The sequence below is a fragment of the Rodentibacter mrazii genome (genome assembly GCF_001998825.1).
Taxonomy (GTDB): domain Bacteria; phylum Pseudomonadota; class Gammaproteobacteria; order Enterobacterales; family Pasteurellaceae; genus Rodentibacter; species Rodentibacter mrazii.
In genome coordinates this window covers 1-25702 of the sequence record NZ_MLHG01000059.1, presented here as the reverse complement: position 1 = coordinate 25702, position 25702 = coordinate 1, and the positions used below count along the sequence as shown (strand labels likewise).

The 25702-nt window shown below is 40.0% G+C and carries 19 protein-coding genes; 11 read left to right on the top strand and 8 right to left on the bottom strand.

Translation table 11 applies throughout. The annotated features are described in order from the left end of the window. Positions 1–226 precede the first annotated feature (226 nt). Complete coding sequence (speF, locus tag BKK47_RS09120) at positions 227–2389, top strand: ornithine decarboxylase SpeF (protein WP_077494543.1); 2163 nt, start codon at positions 227–229, stop codon at positions 2387–2389. Positions 2390–2449: 60 nt separating this feature from the next. Continuing rightward, a complete protein-coding gene (gene potE / locus BKK47_RS09115) occupies positions 2450–3769 on the top strand; it encodes a putrescine-ornithine antiporter (RefSeq protein WP_077494542.1) in 1320 nt (439 codons plus the stop codon). 134 nt (positions 3770–3903) lie between these two features. On the opposite strand, the gene BKK47_RS09110 is transcribed toward potE, so the two are convergent. After that, the gene (locus BKK47_RS09110; protein ID WP_077494541.1) at positions 3904–6141 is read right to left on the bottom strand and encodes a TonB-dependent hemoglobin/transferrin/lactoferrin family receptor; all 2238 of its coding nucleotides are present in this window, start codon (positions 6139–6141) and stop codon (positions 3904–3906) included. Between the two features lie 128 nt (positions 6142–6269). Beyond that, positions 6270–6992, bottom strand: a complete 723-nt coding sequence (locus BKK47_RS09105; protein WP_077494540.1) for a lysine/arginine/ornithine ABC transporter substrate-binding protein — start codon at positions 6990–6992, stop codon at positions 6270–6272. 228 nt (positions 6993–7220) lie between these two features. Here BKK47_RS09105 and rbsD point away from each other — a divergent pair, with 228 nt between their 5' ends. The 9 genes from rbsD to BKK47_RS09060 all read left to right on the top strand — a co-directional run bounded on the left by rbsD (position 7221) and on the right by BKK47_RS09060 (position 16182). After that, positions 7221–7640, top strand: a complete 420-nt coding sequence (gene rbsD, locus BKK47_RS09100; RefSeq protein WP_077494539.1) for a D-ribose pyranase — start codon at positions 7221–7223, stop codon at positions 7638–7640. 14 nt (positions 7641–7654) lie between these two features. Then, positions 7655–9136 (top strand): ribose ABC transporter ATP-binding protein RbsA, encoded by a 1482-nt coding sequence (gene rbsA, locus BKK47_RS09095; protein ID WP_077494538.1) that lies wholly within the window; start codon positions 7655–7657, stop codon positions 9134–9136. 60 nt (positions 9137–9196) lie between these two features. Then, positions 9197–10165 carry a ribose ABC transporter permease gene (gene rbsC, locus BKK47_RS09090; RefSeq protein ID WP_077494537.1) on the top strand — a complete coding sequence of 323 codons (969 nt, stop codon included), beginning with the start codon at positions 9197–9199 and terminating at the stop codon, positions 10163–10165. Positions 10166–10184: 19 nt separating this feature from the next. Then, entirely contained in the window at positions 10185–11063 is an 879-nt protein-coding gene (gene rbsB, locus BKK47_RS09085) for a ribose ABC transporter substrate-binding protein RbsB (RefSeq protein WP_077494536.1), read from the top strand. 89 nt (positions 11064–11152) lie between these two features. Further along, positions 11153–12070 (top strand): ribokinase, encoded by a 918-nt coding sequence (gene rbsK / locus BKK47_RS09080; protein WP_077494535.1) that lies wholly within the window; start codon positions 11153–11155, stop codon positions 12068–12070. Between the two features lie 28 nt (positions 12071–12098). Next, positions 12099–13115 (top strand): substrate-binding domain-containing protein, encoded by a 1017-nt coding sequence (locus tag BKK47_RS09075; protein WP_077494534.1) that lies wholly within the window; start codon positions 12099–12101, stop codon positions 13113–13115. A gap of 153 nt (positions 13116–13268) precedes the next feature. Next, positions 13269–13340 carry a tryptophanase leader peptide gene (gene tnaC, locus BKK47_RS12860; protein WP_077434851.1) on the top strand — a complete coding sequence of 24 codons (72 nt, stop codon included), beginning with the start codon at positions 13269–13271 and terminating at the stop codon, positions 13338–13340. A 98-nt stretch (positions 13341–13438) separates the two neighbouring features. After that, on the top strand, positions 13439–14860 hold the full coding sequence (gene tnaA, locus BKK47_RS09065; protein WP_077494533.1) for a tryptophanase: 1422 nt from the start codon (positions 13439–13441) through the stop codon (positions 14858–14860). A gap of 89 nt (positions 14861–14949) precedes the next feature. After that, the gene (locus tag BKK47_RS09060) at positions 14950–16182 is read left to right on the top strand and encodes an aromatic amino acid transporter (RefSeq protein WP_077494532.1); all 1233 of its coding nucleotides are present in this window, start codon (positions 14950–14952) and stop codon (positions 16180–16182) included. Positions 16183–16224: 42 nt separating this feature from the next. Here BKK47_RS09060 and cydC read toward each other — a convergent pair whose 3' ends face one another. From cydC to BKK47_RS09030, 6 genes are all read right to left on the bottom strand, one after another. After that, a complete protein-coding gene (cydC, locus tag BKK47_RS09055) occupies positions 16225–17883 on the bottom strand; it encodes a thiol reductant ABC exporter subunit CydC (RefSeq protein WP_077494531.1) in 1659 nt (552 codons plus the stop codon). Beyond that, positions 17876–19621, bottom strand: coding sequence for an ABC transporter ATP-binding protein/permease (locus BKK47_RS09050; RefSeq protein WP_077494530.1), 1746 nt, complete (start codon positions 19619–19621; stop codon positions 17876–17878). Before BKK47_RS09050 ends, cydC begins: the two co-directional genes overlap by 8 nt. Before the next feature lie 73 nt (positions 19622–19694). Beyond that, positions 19695–22022 (bottom strand): TonB-dependent hemoglobin/transferrin/lactoferrin family receptor, encoded by a 2328-nt coding sequence (locus tag BKK47_RS09045; protein WP_077494529.1) that lies wholly within the window; start codon positions 22020–22022, stop codon positions 19695–19697. A gap of 158 nt (positions 22023–22180) precedes the next feature. Further along, positions 22181–24604, bottom strand: coding sequence for a DNA topoisomerase (ATP-hydrolyzing) subunit B (gyrB, locus tag BKK47_RS09040; protein ID WP_077494528.1), 2424 nt, complete (start codon positions 24602–24604; stop codon positions 22181–22183). A 117-nt stretch (positions 24605–24721) separates the two neighbouring features. Then, on the bottom strand, positions 24722–25339 hold the full coding sequence (gene hisIE, locus BKK47_RS09035) for a bifunctional phosphoribosyl-AMP cyclohydrolase/phosphoribosyl-ATP diphosphatase HisIE (protein ID WP_077494527.1): 618 nt from the start codon (positions 25337–25339) through the stop codon (positions 24722–24724). A 17-nt stretch (positions 25340–25356) separates the two neighbouring features. Then, positions 25357–25702: Type 1 glutamine amidotransferase-like domain-containing protein (locus BKK47_RS09030; RefSeq protein WP_158074761.1), on the bottom strand; the 346-nt coding region annotated here is incomplete at its 5' end.

Here is a 25702-nt window from a genome sequence, read left to right as displayed (position 1 = left end):
TGTCCGCTATTCAGAGAGCGCTTAGCTTTAAAAATAAATATGACACAATAAATTTGTCATTATTTTTAATTTAAAGCAAACAAACCCTATTTTAAATAAATAAGATTAAATCGCTAATATTTATTAATTAGCGACATACATTCTTATTATTTAAAAAATAAAGCATACATTATTTTTATAATGTAAGAAGCCTTTTTATTTCAAAAATATAAATAAGGAGTTAATTATGCCTAAATTAAAAATTGCATATAGCCCGGCAGTTACTCAATATTTCTTAACCCAAAGAGATATGGTGGAAATCAAACAAACTGATTTTACTGATGTTGCTGCTATCGTATTAAGTTCCTCTGATGTAGATCAATTTATTGATTCCATCAAAGAAACCGAATTTAATATTCCTGTTTTTGTTGTGCAAACAGCCGAGCAACCACTTTCACCCGAATTTTATGACTCTGTTTACCATATCCAAGATCTCAATGGTTATGATATTCAGCTTTATAGTCGTCAAATTGAAACTGCGGCTAAACTTTATGAAGAAAAAATGCTTCCTCCATTCTTCAAAATGCTTAGCGAATATGTGGAAATGGGGAATATTGCCTTTGACTGTCCAGGACATCAAGGCGGTCAATATTACCGTAAACATCCGGCAGGTCGTTTCCTTTATGATTTCTACGGAGAGAACATTTTCCGTTCGGACATTTGTAATGCCGATGTAAAACTAGGTGATTTACTTATTCACGAAGGGGCAGCTTGTGATGCACAAAAACACGCAGCACAAGTGTTTAATGCCGATAAAACTTACTTCGTATTAAACGGCACATCTTCTGCCAATAAAGTGGCATTAAATGCCATTCTGGCACCGGGTGATCTTGTTTTATTTGACCGAAACAACCATAAATCCAACCATCACGGAGCATTGGTTCAAGCAGGTGCAACCCCTATTTATCTTGAAACTGCACGTAATCCGTTCGGGTTTATCGGTGGTATTGATAGTCACTGCTTTGAGGAAAGCTACTTAAGAGGCTTAATTAAAGAAGTCGCGCCAGAAAGTGCGGATAAACAACGTCCGTTCCGTTTAGCCGTTATTCAATTAGGTACTTATGACGGCACGATCTATAACGCACGTCAAGTGGTAGATAAAATTGGTCATCTTTGCGACTATATTTTATTTGACTCCGCTTGGGTAGGTTACGAACAATTCATTCCAATGATGAAAGATTGTTCTCCTCTCTTGTTAGAACTTAATGAAAATGATCCCGGCATTATCGTGACGCAATCCGTTCATAAACAACAAGCAGGTTTCTCACAAGCCTCCCAAATCCACAAAAAAGACAAACATATTAAAGGTCAAAGTCGTTATGTTAATCACAAACGCTTTAATAATGCCTTTATGTTGCATGCTTCTACCAGCCCATTCTATCCATTATTCGCAACACTTGATGTGAATGCAAAAATTCAAGGTAGCGCAGCAGGTCGCCGTTTATGGCATGATTGTGTAAAAGTAGGGATCGAAGCACGTAAATTAGTCTTAAATCATTGTGAACTGATTCGTCCGTTTATTCCAACTACGATAAAAGGCAAAAAATGGCAAGATTACGATACTGAAGAAATCGCTACAAACCTTGAGTTCTTCAAATTCCATCCAACCGATACATGGCACAAATTTGAAGGTTATGAAGATGAACAATACTTCGTTGATCCTTGCAAATTCTTGCTCACCACACCGGGTATTAGCTTAGAAAGCGGTGAATATGAATCTTTCGGTATTCCAGCCACAATCCTAGCAAACTACTTACGTGAAAACGGTATCATTCCTGAAAAATGCGATTTGAACTCCATCCTATTTTTGTTAACGCCTGCTGAAACCTTAACAAAAATGCAAACCTTAGTCGCCCAAATCGCATTGTTTGAAAAACATATCAAACAAGATTCGTTATTACAAGACGTATTACCAACCGTTTACAAAAATAATGAGGAACGATACAGAGGTTATACCATTCGTCAATTATGCCAAGAAATGCATGATCTCTATGTCAGCCGCAATGTAAAACAATTACAAAAAGACTTATTCCGTAAAGCTACCTTGCCTGAATATGCGATGAATCCTCACGATGCCAATATTGAGTTAATTCGCAACAATGTGGAATTAATTTCACTCACCGACATTGTAGGCAGAATTGCAGCAGAAGGGGCGCTTCCTTACCCTCCGGGTGTCTTATGCGTCGTACCGGGAGAAAGATGGAGTACAACTGCTCAACAATATTTCTTAGCGCTAGAAGAAGGCATTAATACCTTGCCGGGCTTCGCACCGGAAATCCAAGGGGTCTATCTACAAAAAGATCCTGACGGACGGACTCGTGCGTATGGTTATGTATTAAATGAACATTAATCGCTAAAAAAGTGCGGTCATTTTTCAATGAGAATATTGACCGCACTTGAGGAATAAATTATGAGTACAAAAAGTAATAAAATTGGCGTGGTGCAACTTACTATTCTCACTATGGTAAACATGATGGGCTCCGGTATTATTATGCTACCAACAAAACTGGCAGAAATTGGCACTATTTCTATCGTATCTTGGTTAGTTACCGCTGTCGGTTCAACCGCTCTTGCTTACGCATTTGCACAATGTGGAATGTTCAGTAAAAAATCCGGCGGTATGGGTGGCTATGCCGAATATTCTTTCGGTAAGGCGGGGAATTTCATGGCAAATTACACCTATGGTATCTCTTTAGTTATCGCCAACACGGCAATTGCAATTTCTGCGGTAGGTTACGGCTCTGAACTATTAGGGGCAACACTTTCACCGTTATCCATTGCATTATGGACAATTTTTACCTTGTGGCTTGCCACTGTCCTTAACTTTGGTGGCGCAAGAATCACAGGAAATATTAGTTCATTCACGATTTGGGGAGTAATCATTCCGGTTGTTGGTATTTGTATCGTCGGTTGGTACTGGTTTGATGGTTCACTATATATAAACTCTTGGAACCCTCACAATGTCCCAACCTTTGAAGCTATTGGTGTCTCCATTTCTATGACCTTATGGGCATTCTTAGGTTTAGAATCAGCTTGTGCGAATTCCGATGCCGTTGAAAACCCGGAAAAAAATGTACCTATTGCCGTATTAGGCGGAACAATTGGTGCAGCGGTAATCTATATTGTCTCAACCAACGTGATTGCCGGTATTGTACCAAATATGGATTTAGCACAATCTACTGCACCATTCGGATTAGCATTTGCCCATATGTTTAATGAAACCGTCGGTAAAGTCATTATGGGCTTAATGGTTATGTCTTGTTTCGGTTCTTTATTAGGCTGGCAATTCACCATTGCACAAGTATTTAAATCTTCCGCAGAAGAAGGATACTTTCCGGCATTTTTCAAAAAAGTCACAAGCAAAGATGCGCCAATTATCGGTATGATAACCATTACAGCAATTCAAACCCTATTATCTTTATTAACCACCAGTCCATCATTAAATAAACAATTTAATGTATTGGTTGATTTAGCCGTGGTAACTAATGTCATTCCATACTTGCTTTCCATGGCAGCATTAGCTGTTCTGTTAAAAGCGGAAAATGTTCCGACACGAAAATATAAAACAACCGTGTTTGTGGCATTCATCGGCTCGTTGTACAGCATATATGCCCTTTACGCAGCTGGTGAACAAGCCATGTTATATGGTTCAATCGCTACCTTTATCGGTTGGACATTATACGGCTTTGTCTCTTATAAATTTGATCTTCGTCGGTCAGTTAAAGAATAAAATTTTCTTACTCCATTTGCCCACATTAGCGTGGGCTTTTTTATTGCTTCTGTTATTAATGAAGACAATATTGATTGGATTAAATAAAAAAGAAACCGCACTTTTACACAAAGTGCGGTCTGTTTTGTTTTCATTTAGAATTCGTAACGAACACCAATGTTAAAGTTACGCCCCGGCGCACTGTAACGATCGGCATTTGCCGATGTGATAGCAAGCGGGATACTACCAACCGGGCGACCTTGATCTTGTGTTGCTTTACTTAACAAAGCAAGATAAGAAATATCGTTCCAATTCCAATATTTTTTGTCAAACAGGTTATTCACATTAGCCGTAAAAGTGAGATTTCCGTTCGGTTTCCAATAAATCCCTAAATCAAATAATGAATAACCACCGGTTGGGTTATAGAGATAAGAGGAAGATTGCTCAATATCTTTATCAGATTTACCACGACTATAAGTCCATTGGATATTCGCACCGAATTTTTCGCCTTCATAACCCATGCCAAATTTGGTTTTGAGCGGCTGAATACTGTTGATTGGCGTTACTACTCCATTATTAGTCGCTTTGCCACGTGAATAGGAAATCCCCGCCGTTGTATAGAAATCGTCATAAAAATTCCATTTAGCATCCGCCGTGACTCCGTAAACTTTGGCTTTATCCAAATTATCGTATTGAATAAAGCGGGTGTAACCTGTTGCTGGTTTTGCTACCCAATCAATAAAGTTATGATAACGATTGTAATAACCGGTCACTAAATATTGTAAGGTACTGCTTTTTCCTTTAAATCCAATTTCAAAATTATCCGCCGTTTCTGAACTTAAATTCGGATTACCCACCACAGCAACATTTGCGGTTTGAGGACCAAGTCTCGGGATAAAATAATTCACGCTTTCAAAGAAATACGAGGTTAATTGTTGTGGTGATGGGGTTCTCACACCGCGAGAATATTGCACATAAGGAATAAATTCCAGGGTGGCGCGATATTCAATACTTAATTTAGGGGCGAATTTGGTTTCAGAACGTTTCTCCGGTCGAAATTCTGCAATAACGCTATCATTAGAGGTTGGCTTCACTCGGTAGTGAACAAATCCCACCTGTGGCGTAACCACCAATTTACCAAAGGCAATTTCGTCTTCAAAATAGGCGCTAAATTTATCTTGTTTGGTGTCCGAAGTCGGTTTGCCATCAAAATAAGCCTGTCTGGAATTACCGTAAGCTGGGCGTTCATAATGCAGATAATTCGTGCCTTTGGTATGGTGATAACTGAATCCATAACGCAATACTTGCGGAATATTACCATCAATATAAGTCATTAAATTACTCGTGATTCCATAGCTTTTATGTTTCACTTCTGACTGTTCTTGACGGTAATTTCTCGTGCCTAGACGATAACGTGCGTTCTCGGTTGAGGCATCTTGATAGTAAATTTGGGTTTTCGCATTTTGTAACCAACCATGTTCGTTATTATAATCGTGGCTGATAGAAAAACGGCTACGTTTTATAAGGTCCACCGCATTACCTTGAGTTTGCACACCGGTTCTTGCATCAATATTGGTATCAGTAAGACTTAACAAATTGGTGTTGATTTTTTTACGTTGATGCTCGAAAGTAAAACCTAAGCGATTTTGTTCATTGAGTTGATAATAATGCTTGGTCAACACATAGTTATTGTGAATATCAGCCGGATTCGGTTCTGTACGATTTGCACCGGTTCCGGCATTACTCCCTTTATTTTTGGTCTGATCTCCATTTCGATACGTTGTCATCACCATTCCCTGATAATCACCCGCTTTCACCGCCGCACCGATAGAACCATAAACGGAATTATCTACGCTGTTATAACCTGTTCCGACAAAACCGCCTACATTTTTACTTTTTAATAAATCTAGCGGCTCAAGAGTAGCAAAATTAACACTGCCGGAAAGGCTATTTGCTGAGCCGGCATATTGAACATCGGCGCTGCGTAAGCCACTTACATCAATATAATCGGTACGCCCAAATTCCACACCGTAAGAGATAAAGTGTTTGCTTTCTTGTGCTTCCGGAAGCGGAATCCCATCAACCGTACTGGCTACACGATTAGCCTGTAAACCACGAATATTCACACCTTCCCCACCGGAACGTGTACCTTGTAATTGGCTTACATTCACATCCATTTTATCCTTAAACAAATCCTTAACATCACGAGATTGTTTTAAGAAAATTTGTTGGCGATAAAGATGAGTATTGACTAATGCATCGCTGATCTCTGTATCTGCCACAACGATTTCATCCAGTTTTTCAACAGCCTGCTCTTGTGCAAATACCGTTGGATAGGCACAGCAAAGTGTGACCAATGTTGCAATTTTCGTTTTTTTATTTACTTTTTTCATAAAACAACCTTTTTATTATTGATAACAATTATCATTATACTGGGTTTTAAAAAAATTTCAGGTTTTTTTAATAAAAAAACCGCACTTGAATACTCAAAGTGCGGTCAATTTTTTATCAGTTTTATTGATTATTTTGTCATCCACTTATCATAAATTTTTTGATATTCGCCATTTTCCTTAATGGTTTTCAAACCTTGGTTTAAACGTTCTTGTAAGGCTTTATTGGATTTGTGTAAAGCAATCCCAACACCACGACCAAAATATTTTTCATTTGTCACTTTTTCTCCGACAAATTCAATATTTGGCTCTTTCTTCATTATATCTGCCAACAATGCCGTATCACTCAACACAATATCAATCCTCCCATTTTGCAAATCCAAAATTGCATCTTGCAAATTCACATAAGATTTCGGTGAATATTGAGGGGTTTCAGCAACGGTATATTGTTGGAAAGTCGAACCATTTTGCACGCCAATATTTTTCGCCGTCGCCAAATTTCCTTTGCCTTTCAATGCAATATAGCTTGCGGAACTATCATAATAAGGCTCACTGAATAAAACCTGTTTTTCACGGGCAGGCGTAATATCAATCGCTGACATCGCCGCATCAAAGCGTTTTGCTTTCAAACTAGGAATTAACGAATCAAACGCCATAGTTTTAAAATGGCAAGTGGCTTGAATTTCTTTGCAAATCGCCTGTGCAATATCAATATCAAACCCAATCAACTCACCTTTTTCCGTTGTTACTTCAAACGGGGGATAACTTGGTTCTGTGCCGAACGTTAATTCCTCCGCATTGGTAGTAACACTCACCGCACCTATAAAAATACCGAGTAAAAGTTGTTTCTTCATTGTTGTCTCCTGTGTTTGCTTCTTTGGCTCTTGAAGTGCATACATATTAAATAAAATTGAATATATATTCAATAATTATTCATAATAATTTATTTAAATCTTTGTGATTCTGGCATAAAAATTCTGTGATCGCTGTCTCAAATTTTAAATTTGGTGATTGTTTTTTTACTTTTTCTCTCTATCATTTATTCATCGAAACGTTTCGATAAAGCTAAAAAGGATTTTTCGATGAAAAAAACAACATTACTCAACGCACCACTTTCCCATTGTATTGCTACATTAGGTCATACCGATAGCATTACTATTTGTGATGCCGGATTACCCATTCCTGTCCAAGTAGAACGCATTGATCTTGCGCTCACTGCCGGTGTGCCAAGTTTTTTACAAACCTTAGATGTTGTAATCAATGAAATGTTTGTGGAACGTGCTGTGATTGCCGAAGAAATCAAAACTAAAAATCCTCATATTTTGACCGCACTTTTGTCACGCTTTAACCAACTTGAAGCTAATCAAGGCAATAAAATTCAACTGGAATTTGTGCCACATGAAACATTTAAACAGCATTCCCAAAATAGCAAAGCTATTGTGCGTAGCGGTGAATGTTCACCTTATGCCAATGTTATTTTGTATTCCGGCGTACCATTTTAATAAAAGGTGAAACGATGGAAACCTTACTCAAAATCAGTGGCGTAGATAAATCCTTCCCCGGAGTGAAAGCTTTGAGCAATGCCTGTTTATCGGTATATGCCGGTAGAGTGATGGCATTAATGGGGGAAAACGGTGCGGGAAAATCCACCTTAATGAAGGTGCTAACCGGTATTTATTCCAAGGATGCCGGAACCATTGAATATCTTGGTAAAGAAGCTCTCTTCAAAGGGCCAAAAGCCTCTCAGGAAGCGGGAATTAGCATCATCCACCAAGAATTAAACTTAATCGGCAATTTAACTATTGCAGAAAATATCTTTTTAGGTCGTGAATTTAAAACACAGTGGGGAGCGATCAACTGGCCCAAAATGTACCAAGAAGCCGATAAACTTTTGGCACGTCTAGGCGTAACACATAGCAGCAAAAAATTATGTTCCGAACTTTCCATTGGCGAACAGCAAATGGTGGAAATCGCCAAAGCGTTAAGTTTTGAATCTAAGGTTATCATTATGGATGAACCGACGGACGCATTAACCGATACAGAAACAGAGGCTTTATTCAAGGTCATTGATGAGCTTAAAGCGGAAAAACACGGCATTGTTTATATTTCCCACCGTTTAAAAGAAATCTTTCAAATTTGCGACGACGTTACCGTTTTACGTGATGGGCAATTCATCGGTGAACAGGTAGTAGCAGATCTGACTGAAGATGAGTTGATTGAAATGATGGTGGGTCGCCGCCTTGATGAACAATATCCGCACCTGCCACAAGAAAAAGGCGACTGTGTATTGAATGTCGAACATATCAGTGGCAGCGGTATTGATGATGTTTCTTTTAAACTTTATGCCGGCGAAATTGTGGGCGTATCCGGCTTAATGGGGGCGGGCAGAACAGAACTTGGCAAATTACTTTACGGTGCTTTACCGAAAACTGCAGGAAAAGTGCGGTTAAAAAATCAAGAGATTGAAAATCGCACGCCACAAGACGGCTTGAACAACGGCATTGTCTATATTTCTGAAGATCGCAAAGGCGACGGACTAATTTTAGGGATGTCTGTAAAAGAAAATATGTCGCTTACCGCACTGGAGCACTTTTCTCAAAAAGGCTCAATTCACCATCAAGCGGAAAAAATGGCGGTGGATGATTTTATTGAGATGTTTAACATTAAAACCCCAAGTCGTGAGCAACAGGTAGGGTTGCTTTCCGGCGGCAATCAGCAAAAAGTAGCGATTGCGCGCGGTTTAATGACCCGCCCAAACGTATTGATTTTAGACGAACCGACACGCGGTGTGGATGTGGGCGCACGAAAAGAAATTTATCAACTGATCAACGAATTTAAAAAAGACGGTTTGAGTATTTTGATGATTTCATCCGATATGCCGGAAGTGCTTGGTATGAGCGACCGCATTTTGGTTATGCACGAAGGCAAAATCAGTGCAGAATTTTCTCGTGGAGAGGCAACACAAGAAAAATTACTCGCCGCCGCCATTGGCAAATAGACTTAAAGTCGGTTTCAAAAGTGCGGTCGATTTTACGGATAAATTTTTAAGGTAAACATGATGACAACCCAAACTTCCCGTTTCCAATTTGGAAAATTTTTGATTGAACAACGTTCTTTTATTGCACTGATTATTCTCATTGCCATTGTGTCGATGATTAATCCGAATTTTTTCAGTATAGATAATATTCTGAATATTTTGCGTCAAACCTCTGTGAATGCCATCATCGCCGTGGGAATGACGTTTGTGATTTTAATTGCCGGGATTGATCTTTCTGTGGGATCGGTTTTAGCACTCACCGGCGCCATTGCCGCTTCAATGGTCAGCCTTGAACTACCGATTTTACTGGTCATTCCGGCAACCTTGTTACTCGGCACAATGCTTGGCGGTATCAGTGGAATGATCGTCGCCAAAGGAAAAGTGCAAGCCTTTATTGCCACCCTTGTTACCATGACGTTATTACGCGGCGTAACCATGGTTTATACGGACGGTCGCCCGATTACAACGGGATTTTCTGACAGTGCCGATGTATTTGCCACTCTTGGTACAGGTTATCTGTTGGGAATTCCGGTGCCGATTTGGATGATGGCGGTGGTGTTCGCGGTGGCTTGGTATATTTTGAAACACACCCCGATTGGGCGCTATATTTATGCCCTTGGCGGTAACGAATCTGCTACTCAACTTTCCGGTATTAATGTCAATAAAATCAAAGTGTTTGTTTTCGCTGTGAGCGGTTTTTTATCCGCCCTCGCCGGTTTAATCGTCACTTCCCGTTTATCTTCCGCACAACCCACCGCCGGCGTATCCTATGAGCTTGATGCGATTGCGGCAGTTGTTGTGGGAGGAACCAGTTTAATGGGCGGTAAAGGTCGTGTAATGGGAACACTGATTGGTGCATTGATTATCGGATTTTTAAATAATGCCCTGAATTTATTAGACATTTCATCTTACTATCAAATGATAGCAAAAGCGTTGGTTATTCTGGTTGCCGTTTTAGCCGATAACTATCTTGGTACAAAAAAACTGTAACTTACTTTAAGGAGAAATTATGAAAAAATTGACCGCACTTAGTTCCGCCGTATTATTCGGGTTAGCCGTTTCCGGCACGGCTTACGCACAGGATACCATCGCCTTAGCGGTATCTACCTTGGATAATCCGTTTTTTGTGACCTTAAAAGATAGCGCACAGAAAAAAGCGGATGAATTAGGTTATAAACTTGTGGTGCTTGATTCACAAAATGACCCGGCAAAAGAATTAGCCAACGTAGAAGATTTAACCGTTCGCGGCGCAAAAGTGCTTTTGATTAATCCGACCGATTCCGAAGCGGTGAGCAATGCCGTCGCTATTGCCAACCGTAATAATATTCCTGTCATTACGCTAGACCGTGGTGCGGCGAAAGGTAAAGTCATCAGTCATATTGCCTCCGATAATGTCGCTGGGGGTAAAACGGCAGGGGATTTTATCGCACAAAAATTAGGTGACGGCGCAAAAGTTATTCAACTTGAAGGTATTGCTGGTACATCTGCTGCGCGCGAACGTGGCGAAGGCTTTAAACTCGCGGTTCAAGCACATAAATTCGATGTACTTGCCAGCCAACCTGCGGACTTCGATCGCACAAAAGGTTTGAACGTCACTGAAAACCTACTTGCCAGCAAAGCGGAGGTGCAAGCGATTTTTGCACAAAATGATGAAATGGCGTTGGGTGCATTGCGAGCCATTAAAGCTGCCAATAAAAATGTACTGGTGGTGGGGTTTGACGGCACTGATGATGCAATAAAAGCCGTGAAAAGCGGAAAATTGGCGGCAACCGTGGCGCAACAGCCTGATTTAATCGGTTCGCTTGGTGTGGTAACAGCAGATAAAGTGTTAAAAGGTGAGAAAGTAGAAGCACAAATTCCGGTTGATTTGAAAGTCATTACCGAATAATCATTTGTAGGCGGACACTTATCCGCCTACAATAAAATCAATATGTTACAACTGATGGGGAAAATGCCCCAACGGATTAGAGATCAACAATGAAAAAACTGACTGTTCTCGGCAGCATCAACGCCGATCATGTTATTTCCGTCCCTTATTTTGCCAAACCCGGTGAAACCTTGACGGGTAAAAATTATCACATCGCCTACGGTGGTAAAGGGGCAAATCAAGCCGTTGCAGCAGCACGTTTGGGGGCTAACGTGGCATTTATTGGTTGCATTGGAAACGATGGTATAGGTACGGCGATGAAAAATGCGTTTACTCAGGACGGCATTGATACTGCCCATATCAACACGGTTTCGCAAGAAATGACCGGAATGGCGTTTATTCAAGTGGCTCAAACCGGCGAAAACAGCATTGTGTTAGCCCCTGGTGCAAATGCGTTTTTAGACGAACAAATCGTATGTAACGCTGAAGAACGGATTGCCCAATCAGATTGTTTACTGATGCAATTGGAAACCCCGATTTCCGGTGTAGAACTTGCCGCACAAATCGCGAAAAAACATAACGTACAAGTGGTGTTAAACCCTGCACCTGCCCAACCGTTATCCGATCACTTATTGGGCTTAATCGACATCATCACACCAAATGAAACTGAAGCAGAAATTCTTACCGGTGTACGAGTAACAGACGAGCAAAGTGCGGTCAATGCTGCACGTGTTTTTCACGAAAAAAGTATCGGCTGCGTGATCATTACGCTCGGCGCAAAAGGCGTATTTATCAGCAGAGAGGGGGAACATCGCATTATCAAAGGTTTTTCCGTGCAAGCGGTGGATACCACGGCGGCGGGCGATACCTTCAACGGTGGTTTCATTACCGCCTTATTGGAAGGGCAATCCCTTGATGAAGCGATTCATTTCGGACAAGCCGCTGCGGCACTTAGCGTAACACGCAAAGGCGCACAACCCTCTATTCCAAGCCGTCAAGAAACCTTAGAATTTCTGGCAAATGCTTAAAAAGTGCGGTTAAAAATACGGGTGTTTTATGGCAACGATGAAAGATATTGCGCGATTGGCAAAGGTTTCGACTTCGACGGTTTCTCATGTTATTAACGGTTCTCGATTTGTCAGTGATGAAATTCGGGAAAAAGTGATGAACGTAGTCACCGAACTTAATTACACCCCATCTGCCGTGGCTCGCAGTCTGAAAGTACGTGAAACCAAAACCATTGGCTTGCTTGTTACCGCAACCAATAATCCTTTCTTTGCCGAAGTCATGGCAGGCGTAGAACAATATTGCCAACAACATCAATATAATCTCATTATTGCCACCACCGGAGGCGATGCCGGACGATTACAGCAAAATTTACGGACACTACTTCATAAACAGGTGGACGGCTTATTATTGATGTGTGGCGACAGCCGTTTTAATGCGGATACGGAATTGACGATTTCTGTACCTTTAGTGATTATGGATTGGTGGTTCAAAGAGCTTAATGCCGATAAAATCCTTGAAAACTCAATACTTGGTGGCTATTTGGCAACAAAAACATTAATTGAAGCCGGACATAAAGACATTGGCATTATTACAGGCAATCTTAAAAAATCAGTGGCGAAAAACCGCTTAGAAGGGTACAAAAAAGCCTTGTCGGAAGCCGAAATCCCATTGAATGATGATTGGATCATTGAAAGCCATTTTGATTTTGAAGGGGGAAGTATTGGAATGCAAAAATTACTCGCTACCACCAAACGCCCAACTTCAGTGTTTTGTTGTAGCGATACCATTGCTATGGGAGCATACCACATCATTCAGCAACAAGGTTTAAACATTCCACAGGACATTTCCGTCATTGGTTATGATGATATTGAACTTTCTCAATATCTTTTCCCTCCTCTTTCAACCATCAGTCAACCCAAAGCCGAATTAGGCAAACTCGCCGTAGAATTATTACTGCAACGGATAAAAAACCCAAAGGAGCCTTATCAAACATTAACCCTAAGCCCGACTCTACAATTACGAAAATCTATAAAAAAGATAAATGATCAAAGCAAAATTATTTAAAATTTTTCATTACAAATATTATGTGACAAGCTTCACAAATTAAGAAAATAACAGATGACAGATTTTATTTTTGTATTATTCTGATCTAACTTCGCAGTCAGAAGTAAGCCGTTAGTAGTATTAAGTTTCTATTTTTCTATAAAGGATTTTAATATGCTTAACTTACTTTCACCGAACCAAACTTGGGTACTTATCGATCCAAGATTATCGTTCTATTTTCCATAGTCCGCCCTCCTTTCTTTTTCTATTTACTACCGTTCTATTTTCATTTTAGAAAATAATTTTTACTTAACTTAATCAAATTAATTTTTGAGGATTTTGCTATGGAAAATTTTAAACATTTACCCGAACCTTTCCGCATTCGTGTTATTGAGCCGGTGAAAAGAACTACCCGAGAATACCGTGAAGAGGCAATATTAAAATCCGGAATGAACCCGTTTTTATTAGATAGTAAAGATGTTTTTATTGATCTTTTAACTGATAGCGGTACCGGTGCGGTGACACAGGATATGCAGGCGGCCATGCTGCGCGGTGACGAAGCTTACAGCGGCAGCCGTAGTTATTATGCATTGGCAAATGCCGTGAAAGAAATTTTTGGCTATGAATACACCATTCCGACCCACCAAGGTCGTGGAGCGGAACAAATTTATATTCCCGTATTAATTGCCAAACGTGAGCGTGAAAAAGGCTTAGATCGCCGCAAAATGGTGGTATTTTCCAATTATTTCTTTGATACCACACAAGGTCATAGCCAAATTAACGGCGCAACGGTGCGTAATGTGTATATCAAAGAAGCCTTTGATACTTCAGTAAAATATCCGTTCAAAGGTAATTTTGATTTAGAAAAATTGGAACAAGGTATTCAAGAAGTCGGTGCGAATAATGTGCCTTATATTGTCTGTACTATTACTTGTAACTCCGCAGGAGGGCAACCGGTTTCTATCGCCAACTTAAAAGCGATGTATGAGATTGCACGGAAATACGATATTCCGGTGATTATGGACTCTGCCCGTTTCGCCGAAAACGCTTATTTTATTCAACAGCGTGAAGCCGCTTATCAAGATTGGACTATCGAACAAATCACTTACGAAAGCTATCGCTACGCCGATTGTTTGGCAATGTCTGCCAAAAAAGACGCAATGGTGCCAATGGGGGGGATTTTAGCCTTCAAAGATCAATCCATGGAAGAGGTTTATCATGAATGTCGCACCCTTTGCGTTGCACAAGAAGGCTTTCCGACTTATGGCGGTTTAGAAGGCGGAGCCATGGAACGTTTAGCAATCGGTTTACGTGACGGAATGCGGCAAGAATGGTTAGCTTATCGTATCGCACAAATTGAATATTTGGTTGCAGGACTTGAACGCATTGGGGTAGCCTGCCAACAACCCGGCGGGCACGCCGCTTTTGTTGATGCCGGTAAATTATTACCGCATATTCCCCCAGAGCAATTCCCTGCCCAAGCCCTTTCTTGTGAACTTTATAAAGTTGCCGGCATAAGAGCGGTCGAAATTGGTTCGTTTTTATTAGGAAGAGATCCAAAAACTGGGCAACAGTTGCCTTGTCCTGCTGAGTTATTACGCCTTACGATTCCGCGTGCGACCTACACCCAAACCCACATGGATTTCATTATTGAAGCCTTCCAAAAGGTGAAAGAAAACGCAGCAAATATTAAAGGATTAACCTTTACTTATGAGCCGAAAGTTTTACGTCATTTCACCGCACGATTGAAAGAAGTGGAATCATAAAAAAATTATCCTAGAAAATGCAGTTCATTTTGAGCTGCATTTTTTATCAAAGACCTATTTCAATACATTGTTATTGATAAGGATTCAATATGAAAAAACAACCTTCCATTTTCGGTGGTTCCTGTATTATTGCCAGCGTTTGCGTGGGTGCCGGAATGCTTGGATTACCAACCTCGGGTGCAGGCGCATGGACAATATGGTCTGCTGTCGCAATTTGTTTAACGATGATACTCATGACATTATCAGGCTGGTTATTGCTTGAAGCCTACTCCACCTATGATTTAAGAGCATCATTTAGTACCGTCACGAAAGATATGCTGGGTTCCACCATTAATGCGATTAATAATCTTGCCGTCTATTTCGTAGGAGGGATCTTACTTTATGCTTATACCACTGCTTCCGGCGGCATCATAGAAAACTTAATTAAACCATGGATTAACTTAGGTTCTTTCGGATTAGCCATTTGTTCGACTGTATTCGTATTAATCTTTTCGTATTTTGTCTGGCATTCCACCCGTATTGTAGATCGCATTTCCGTATTGCTTATTGTCTTTATGGGGCTCACTTTTGTTATTAGTATCTCTGGTTTAGCCGTCAATATTTCTTTTGATAATCTTTTTGATATTGGCGGAAAAGAGAACGACTATGCCAAATATGCGATTGGGATGTTTCCGGTTGCCTTAACTTCCTTTGGTTATCATCACTCCGTTTGTAGTATGCGGGCGTATTACGGAGAAGAACGGAAAGCAAAATATGCCATTTTAGGAGGAACAGGAATTGCCCTGACACTTTATCTCATTTGGGTTTTTGTGATTTTTGGCAATCTTCCGCGTGATCAATTTGCGCCTATTCTGGAGAGTGGCGGAAATTTAGATGTATTACTGAATACTCTCGGTAATGTCATTGAATCAAATACGGTTAAACAAATGATCAATGCGTTTTCCATAGCCGCGATCTTATCTTCCTTTATTGGCGTAGGGTTAGGCGTATTTGATTATCTTGCTGATTTCTTCAAATTTGACGATAGCAAAAGTGGACGCTCAAAATCTTGGATAGTTACCTTCTTGCCACCTCTCATTATGTCGATCCTATTTCCATTGGGCTTCTTGAAAGCCATTGGTTATGCCGGTGCGGTAGCAACGATTTGGACTTGCATTATTCCGGCACTTTTGGTTTACAAATCAAGAAAACGCCACCATACGGCAGGATTTCGTGTTGGCGGAGGGAACGGGTTAATTATTTTCACGGCTTTATTCGGTGTATTTGTTGCTATCGCCCATTTTTTAGTGATGTTTAATTATCTGCCTCACTTTAGAGGTTAATTTAGCAATAAAAAAGTGCGGTCATTTTCAACCGCACTTTTTTTACGACATCCGTCCGCTTTCTATTCGAATAACCTGATCGCAAATTGCCATCGTAGATTGGCGATGGCTGACAAGAATAATAAGTTTATCCGCCTTAACGTTGCGCAACGATTGTAAAATAATTGCTTCGTTTAAACTATCCAAATTACTCGTTGGCTCGTCCAGTAAAATGATTGGGGCATTGTGTAAAAAAGCACGGGCAATACCAATGCGTTGTTTTTCTCCATCAGAAAGATTACCGCCTAACTCCGTCATTTTGGTTTGATAACCTTCCGGTAAACTCATAATGAAATCGTGAATTGACGCCTGTTTAGCGGCTTCAATGATTTGTTCTTGCGTCGCGGAACGATGCGCAAGGCGAATATTTTCTTCAATCGTGTCATTAAAGATATAGGTTTGTTGGGTAATATACGCCATATTATCACGCAGACTCGCCGTATTAATATCGGCAAGCGATGTGCCGTTAATGCAAATTTTTCCTTGTTGCGGATCGTAAAAACGCATTAAAAGCTTTAATAACGTGCTTTTTCCGCTACCGCTTCTGCCATGAATACCTAAAATGTGTCCTTTCTGTAACTGCAAATTAATGTCCGAGAGAATTGGTTCGTCACCATAAGTAAAACTCAGGTTTTCTACGCGAATTTCAGAAACATTGTCTAAATTGACCGCACTTTCTACCTCTTTTAATACCGGCTGTTCCGCCAACAAACTCAATACCCGCTCACCGGATGCCAACGTTTGTAATAAATTACTGGAAAGATTACTCAAAGCAATAACTGGGCCGTAACTCGACATCAGCAAAATGACGCCCACCAAGAAACCGGCAAAGTCTATTTCCTCTAAATAAAATAAAATCAGACCGGTAAATAAAATAATGATATTGAACACGGAAACCGCAATTTCCGTATAAACCCTCACTTTACCCTCTTGATCTTTAATTTTACGGAACGCCTGATCGATGGATTGACTGCGTTGTTGGATGTCGTCTAAACGTTTTTTGGCATAACCAAAAAGCTGAATTTCTTTCATGCCACGAATGCTATCTAGGAAAAAATCATTCATTTCCCCCACCAGTTCGCGATATAGTCTGCCGTCCTCACGGGCTAATTTAGTCGTGATGATCGGTAAAACCACGCCAATACAAAGATATGCTGCAAGTGCTATTAAGGCAAACCATAGGGAAAAATGAGCAAAGACCGCCACTAAAATAGCAGAGGTAAAAAATGCAATCATAATCGGTGCAATGGTGTGAGCGTAGAATACTTCAAGCAGCTCAATATCATTTGTGATCAAAGATACAAGCTGACCGGCTTGTTTATCTTGCAATTTAACAAATGCCAGACGGCGTAAAGCGGAAAAGACTTTATCACGTAATAATGCCAGTAATTTAAAGGCAATATAATGACCGGACATTTGTTCCAAATAACGTAATATTCCACGGGCAACAGCAAGTGTGATAAGTGCGGTCAGAATTTGGGTTAAATTTAAATGCCCATTAAAACCAAGTAAATGAACCAACCCCATTGCACCCAGCACCATAATAAAAATCGCACTTAGAAAGCCGATCGTTCCCATCGTAATGGTAAACAGCATAATATGGGCAAGCGGTTTGACCAAGCGGAGTAATTGCCACATCACTAAAAATCCGTTTTTACGCATTTGCCACCTCCCTAATTTGCTCTAAAGATTTTTGTTGTTCGAACATTTCCGCATAGGCGCCATTTTCTGCCATTAATTCGGTGTGAGTCCCTTGTTCAATCAATCTGCCTTTATCCAACACATAAATATTATCTGCATTCACCGCGTTAGCAAGGCGATGAGAAATCATCACAATAGTTTTGTGTTGTTTAAATTGTCGGATAAATTTCAAGATCACCTCTTCGCTTTCTACATCAATATTACTGGTGGCTTCGTCAAAAATATAAAAATTCGCATTATGCAACAACGCTCTAGCCAAGGCTAAACGCTGAATTTGACCGCCGGATAAATTTGCCCCCCGGCTTAATAAAGGCATATCCAAACCGCCATTTTCACGCACGAAGTCGGCTAAATTGACTTGTTCCAAACATTGATAAATTTGCTCATCAGAGGTATCGGTTTTTGCCATTTGCATATTTTCACGCAAAGAACCTTTAAACACATAGCTGCTATGGCTAACCAGTGAAACCTTTTCGTAAAAAGAAGTGCGGTTAATTTCAACGACATTTTGTCCATTAAATAAAATCTCACCTTTCTGCGGCTTGTAAAATCCCATTAATAAAGATACTAGCGTAGATTTTCCGCAACCGCTTTTACCGACAAAAACCGTGAGTTGATTTGCCGGAATCATTAAATTCAAACCTTGAATCGCTGGTTTTTCCTCGGAATAGGCAAAATGTAAATCCTGTATTTCTACTTGCACATTATTTTTTGCAGCAAAACCGACCGCACTTTTTTGTATTTCTACCGGCGTATCAAGCAAAGTAAAAATCTTATCGGACGCGGCTTTACCGTTCATTGCTACATGGAAAAAAGAACCCAATAAACGCAAGGGAATAAAAAATTCAGAGGCGAGCAAAATAAATAAAATCACCCCCAAAATACTAATTTGATTGTCTTGATATTGCAAAAGTGCGGTTAAAATCCCGACTGCTGCGCCACCATAGGCGAGTAAATCCATTAATGAAACGGAATTGAGCTGCATTGTCAGCACTTTCATTGTGATAGTGCGAAATTGTTCCGCTTCCGCATCCATTTGTTTGGCTTTATAGCCGTCATCTTGATAGATTTTTAGTGTAATCAAACCCTGTAAATTATCTAAAAAACTACTTCCCAGCCCGACATAGATCGCCCAATATTTCGCCAAGAGTTTTTTGGCGATTTTATTCACAGCAATAATAGACATTGGGATAAGCGGTACGCATACCAACAAAATTAACGCAGTCGGTGCATTAAAAAAAACCAAGAAAAAGAATAAGGTGAGGGGGGCAAGCAAGCTATAAAATAACTGGGGTAAATAACGCCCAAAATAGATTTCTAATTGCTCCACACCTTCTGAGGCAACCTGAATAATACTCGAAGTAGATTGTTGATTGACTTGATTCAGCGGCATTCCCGCCAGTTTACGATAAATCAAACTGCGTAATTCATGTTTTACCCTTGTGCTGGCAAAATAAGATGCCTGTACGGATTTTTTACCGGCAAATACTCGCAGAGCAAGTGCAGCCAACAAAATTGCGCCTAAACCAACCGCACTTGCTATGCGAAGATCGCCTAAAAATGAGGCCTGTAGGATATATGAAAATACTACCGCCGTGACAATCCCTCCAACCAAAGCAAGCCAGTTCCAAAGAACGGTAACGGCAATCCATTTTTTGCTCTCCGCCACAGTATTAATCAGGCGTTTATCTATCATCATAACGATTACTCCTAAAACGAAAACAAGTACGTCTAATAAAATGCGTACTTTCGGTATAACGATTTAAAAAATACTAGAAACGAATCTCAACGGAAGCAGCAAAGTTTCTGCCCGGTGCGTAGAAACGTTGAAGCCCATAACCGTTACGATCAACAGCATTTGTTGTGCTATGCGCATTAATTCCCCGTAACGCATCCCAAGTGTGGTATTTTTTATTAAATAGGTTATAAACGCCCGCACGCAACGTAATGCTATCCGTTGGGTTGTAATAACCGAATAAATCGGTAATAAAAGCGGATTTATTGAGATATTTGTAAGTCACAATTTCTTGTTTAAAATCATGCTCTTTACAGATAGAAGTGCCGAACCAATAATCAAATTCTTCTCGAACACAATATCGATTATTTTGAATCGTTTTTGCCTCTTTTGCTTTTTTACCGCCTAAATAAGTGAAACGGCTAAAGATTCCCCATTTCCCGTTCGGATCTTCATAATCTAACCCAAATACGGTTTTTATTGGTTGGATAGAGAGTAAATCGGTTCCGTTTGAAAGTTTACCTTTGCTATAACCTAATGAACCATAAAATTTAAATCCTTTTGGAATAAATGAAGCAACTTGATCTAAATTTAAGTGGGTTTTTATTTCAATGCCACTCACTCGCGCGCGATCAACATTAACCATTTGTTGTTCCAAACTCTGAAATTTTTTCCCATAAGAATAAGAGGTAATAACACTTTCTTGTTCAAATAGGAAATTGTGATAGCGGGACTGATAAACACTGATATCAAATAATCCCACATCACTACGGTATTGCGCAAAAATGGTATGGCTAACGCTACGTTCTGATTTTAAATCCGGATTTGCCCGCCAAGAACCATAAGCATTTTGAAAGGTGAAATACATTTCCGATGCCGTTGGAATACGATAACCGGTAGAAAGCTGATAACCTAGTTTCCATGTTTCCGTAACCTGGGCATTTAATCCAATAAAACCGCTCCAATTCGCAAAACTACTTGGGTTTAGTTCTCCACCTTCCAAACAAGCTTTAGAACATTGTGCATTAAGGGCTTTAGGTTTTAATTTGGCATAGTCATAACGAATACCCGAATCAGTAGAAAAAATAGGGTTCCATACAATGTGATCTTTTAAAGAAATGCCATACATTTTTGTTTTAACCGGACGTTGAATCGTGTACCAATCATCACTTTCATAATTTTTCCCAATACCGATTCTATCGTGGTTAATATTTTTAAATTCACGTTCGCTCATATAGCTTTTTAACGAGAATGTATGCTCTCCCAATAAATTAAACGGCATACTTTCAAATTCTAGATTTGCACGTTTAAACTCGGTTTTCATTCTTCTGTCAAAAATTTCATCAAGTTCTTTCTCTTGCGTCAATCTGTTAGTGCCGCCTTTGTAATTAACCGCCGCAAGATTCGTTTTTTGATAATCCAAATCCAGTTTCGCAAAAGATAACCAACTTGATTCGGGTACATAGGTATAATTTAGGTTAACATTGTAGCGTTTATTTTGGTCATCGGCTTCGCGCCAAGCTCCGCCATAAAGCGTGTAACTACGTTCATCCGTATAACGATTGCCCTTTTGACCGTTTATAGCAAAGGCAATCCGGTGATGATCATTAATTTGATAACCTAATTTCGCTAAATAACTATGAAAACGATGTGTTGACGGATCGGGGTGCTGACTTTCACTGTGGTAATATAAATCCCCATCACCATTACTTTTCATTTCATGACCCGTACGTTGGGAATACATAAGTAATGCATCAAACTTATCACCAACATAACCTATGCCAAAGGTACGAACCCATTCACTATTTTTTCCAGCATAGCCACCACGTAATAGCGCACCAAATTTTTTGCCAGGCTTAACTATATCAATTGCTTCAAGTGTACGATAAGCCACAACGCCACCTAACGCACCGCTTCCTGAGTTAAACGCATCTGCGCCTCTAACGATGTCAATCTCACGAACTAATTCGGAATCAATCGATAAACGTGAACTATTAAAGTTGCCATAACGGGCATATAAAGAATTTTCTTCGCTATCCGGTAAATTAATACCATCAATGCTTATACCAACTCGGTTCCCTTCAACACCTCGAATAGAAAAACCTTTCAAAAAACGACCGTTATCACTGATACCAACATCGGAGGTATAACGAACTAAATCTCGAGTATCGCGAATCAACTCTTTTTGAATGGTTTCTGCATTTTTGTGAATTACTGAGGATTGGGTTTGACGGGTTGAAACCAGTTCAGCTTGAACATTAATTTCATCTAATTTTTCTTCTGCATTTGCAACATTAATATTTGATAAAATAATGCCTATAGGCAACAGGCTGTAAGCTGTTATCAGTAATTTATTCTTTTTCATATTGATTTCCTTAGGTAAAAAGTAAGCCGAATTATAAAAAAGAAAACCAAAGAAAAAAACAACGATATTGAGAATAATTTTTATTTTGTGATCTTTATCAAAAAAAAAACCGCACTTTATGAAAGTAAAAGTGCGGTCATTTTTTTCTGCTTTTTTGATTAAATATCGAGATTTGCTCTTAATGCATTCAATTCGATAAACTCACGACGCGGTTCTACTTCATCGCCCATTAGGGTTGTAAAGAGTTGATCAGCCGCTACGGCATCTTTAATCGACACTTTCAGCATACGGCGCGCATTTGGATCCATCGTCGTTTCCCAAAGCTGATCAGCGTTCATTTCACCTAATCCTTTGTAGCGTTGAACTTCCAAACCTTTGCGAGATTCTTTCACTAACCATTCTACGGCTTGTTCAAAGGTGCGTACCGGCTGTACTTTTTCACCACGAGCAACATAGGCTCCATCCTCTAACAAGCTATTTAATTGATTATTGAGTGAAACAATTTTCGCATATTCATTACCGCTCACAAAATCAAAGTTAATAAAGTAATCGTTATCTATACCGTGTTTACGAACAGTAATAATCGCTTCATAAACCTGACGTTCAGCATTAAATTGAGTACGCATCGCATACTGATGGGCTTCCGTTTCTTTTTCTTCAAGTAATTGAACAAAAGATTTTCCCCAATTTTCGACCGCACTTTCTTCACGCATCATATCAACGGTAAGTGACGGTTGATAAATCAATCCTTGCAATAAAGGGGTTGGATAATGACGGCTTAAACGCACAATCAATTTTTGTACACTATTGTATTCTGACACCAATTTTTCAAATGCAAGAGCATTCATTGCCGGTGCATTTTCGCTGATATGCAACGCTGCACCATCAAGAGCAAGGGTTAATTCATATTGCTCCATTTCATCCGCATCTTTAATATAACGCTCTTGTTTGCCTTTTTTCACTTTATAAAGCGGGGGTTGGGCAATATACACATAACCACGCTCAATAAGCTCCGGCATTTGGCGATAGAAAAAAGTGAGTAAAAGGGTACGAATATGTGATCCATCCACATCCGCATCGGTCATAATGATGATGTGATGATAACGTAATTTATCCGGGTTATATTCATCACGCCCGATACCACAACCCAATGCAGTAATTAACGTTCCTACTTCTTGAGAAGAAAGCATTTTGTCAAAACGGGCTTTTTCAACGTTTAGAATTTTCCCTTTTAATGGCAAAATGGCTTGAGTCTTACGATCACGCCCTACTTTCGCCGAACCGCCTGCGGAATCCCCCTCCACTAGGTAAAGTTCTGAAAGCGCAGGGTCTTTTTCTTGGCAGTCCGCAAGTTTACCCGGTAGCCCGGCAATATCCAACGCTCCTTTACGGCGTGTCATTTCACGGGCCTTACGTGCTGCTTCACGGGCACGAGCTGCCATAATAATTTGATTAACAATGATTTTTGCATCAGCAGGATTTTCCAATAGATATTCCTGCATTTTCTCATTCATTGCCGATTCCACCGCACTTTTCACTTCGGAGGAAACCAATTTATCTTTTGTTTGTGAAGAAAATTTTGGGTCAGGCACTTTCACAGAAATAATCGCCACTAAACCTTCACGCGCATCATCACCGGAAGTGGAAACTTTTTCTTTTTTCAACAAACCTTCATTTTCCATATAGCTGTTCAGGCTACGGGTCAATGCACCACGGAAACCGGCTAAGTGCGTACCACCGTCACGCTGCGGAATATTATTGGTAAAACAATAGACGTTTTCATTCACGCCATCATTCCATTGTAACGCCACTTCCACACCAATGCCGTCTTTTTCTGCAGTGAAGTAAAAAGGTTTTGGATGAATCGGGTTTTTATTTTTGTTTAAATATTCAACGAAAGCCTGAATCCCACCTTCGTAGTGGAAATGATCTTCCGTACCATCACGTTTATCTACCAAACGAATGGATACGCCGGAATTCAAAAATGAAAGTTCACGTAAGCGTTTTGCCAGAATTTTGTAATCAAAGGTGGTGATCGCAAAAATATCAGGACTCGGCCAAAAACGCACGCTTGTTCCGGTTGCCTCTGTATCGCCGATAATCGTCAGTGGCGTTTGCGGTTCGCCTAAATGATAAAACTGTTCATGAACATGACCTTGACGGCGGATAGTGAGTTGTAATTTATCCGATAAAGCATTAACGACAGATACCCCCACACCGTGCAAACCACCGGATACTTTATAAGAGTTATCATCAAATTTACCACCTGCATGCAACACGGTCATAATGACTTCCGCCGCAGAAACGCCTTCTTCCGGATGGATATCCACAGGAATACCGCGTCCGTCATCTTGTACAGAAACGGAATTATCATCATGAATCGTCACGATAATATCAGAGCAGTAGCCCGCTAAGGCTTCATCAATAGCATTATCTACCACTTCAAACACCATATGATGCAAACCGGTGCCATCATCGGTATCACCGATATACATCCCTGGGCGTTTACGGACGGCATCAAGCCCTTTTAATACTTTAATGCTGGATGCACCATAGTTATCGGTCGTGGTAGTTTCTGACATAATTAATCTCTATTTTTGTAAATGAAAATTGGGCAGGATTATAGCAAAAAATGTGCTAATTAGCGAATAATAACCAAAAAGCACCTATTCTTAAAAGCTAGCCTTACAATGCGAAAATTATCCGGTATGACGCTCTTTCAATTTACTAATCACATCTTCCCAAGCTAAATTGGCATCTTGCAATAACACCGTAAGATGATAAGCCAGATCCGCTGCCTCGCAAATCGTTTCCTCGCGATCTTTTACCGTGGCGGCAAGAGCAGTTTCCACTCCTTCCTCGCCAACTTTCTGTGCGATCCGTTTTGTGCCTTTTGCATAAAGTTCGGCGGTGTAGGAACTCTGCGGATCCGCCCCTTTACGGCTAGCGATCAAACGTTCCAATTTGCTGAAAAAAATCCAAGCGGGTTCGCTAGATGAGCTAAATTGGTGAAAACAGCTTTCTTCCCCTGTATGACAAGTTTCCCCTATCGGATCAGCAAGAATTAACAGGCTGTCATTATCACAATCAAGGCTCATATCCACCACGTTAAGAAAATTGCCTGAAGTTTCACCTTTCGTCCATAGCCGCTGTTTTGTACGGGAATAGAAAGTGACTCTTTTTTCTGCGAGTGTTTTTTCTAAGGCTTCAGGGTTCATATAACCGAGCATTAGCACTTCACAGGTTTTTGCATGTTGAACAATAACGGGTAGTAAATTATTGACTTTTTGCCAGTTGATATTTTTCATGTTTAACATAGTGTTCCTTAATCCCATCACACTTCTTCATAAATAGCATATTTTTCATCGTTGAAAATTATAGCTTGATGATTATTAATAGGAAGTAGATTTAACTGTTCAGCATAGCTTTGCATCGTATTCTTCGTACTCTCGACAAATGGAAATTCTTCGTAATGTGGCAATATATAAAAATTTACTAAATTTAATCCTGAATATTCCTCTAATGCTGATGCTTTATTTCTATCGTCTAAAAGTTGAATATAATCTATGTTTTCTGATGCAATAATTGCACCTGCTGACTCTCCAATATAGATCAAATTCTCCAAAATTCTCTTTTTAATAACGGCAATGAGATCTTTTTTCTTTAATTCCTGTAATAAG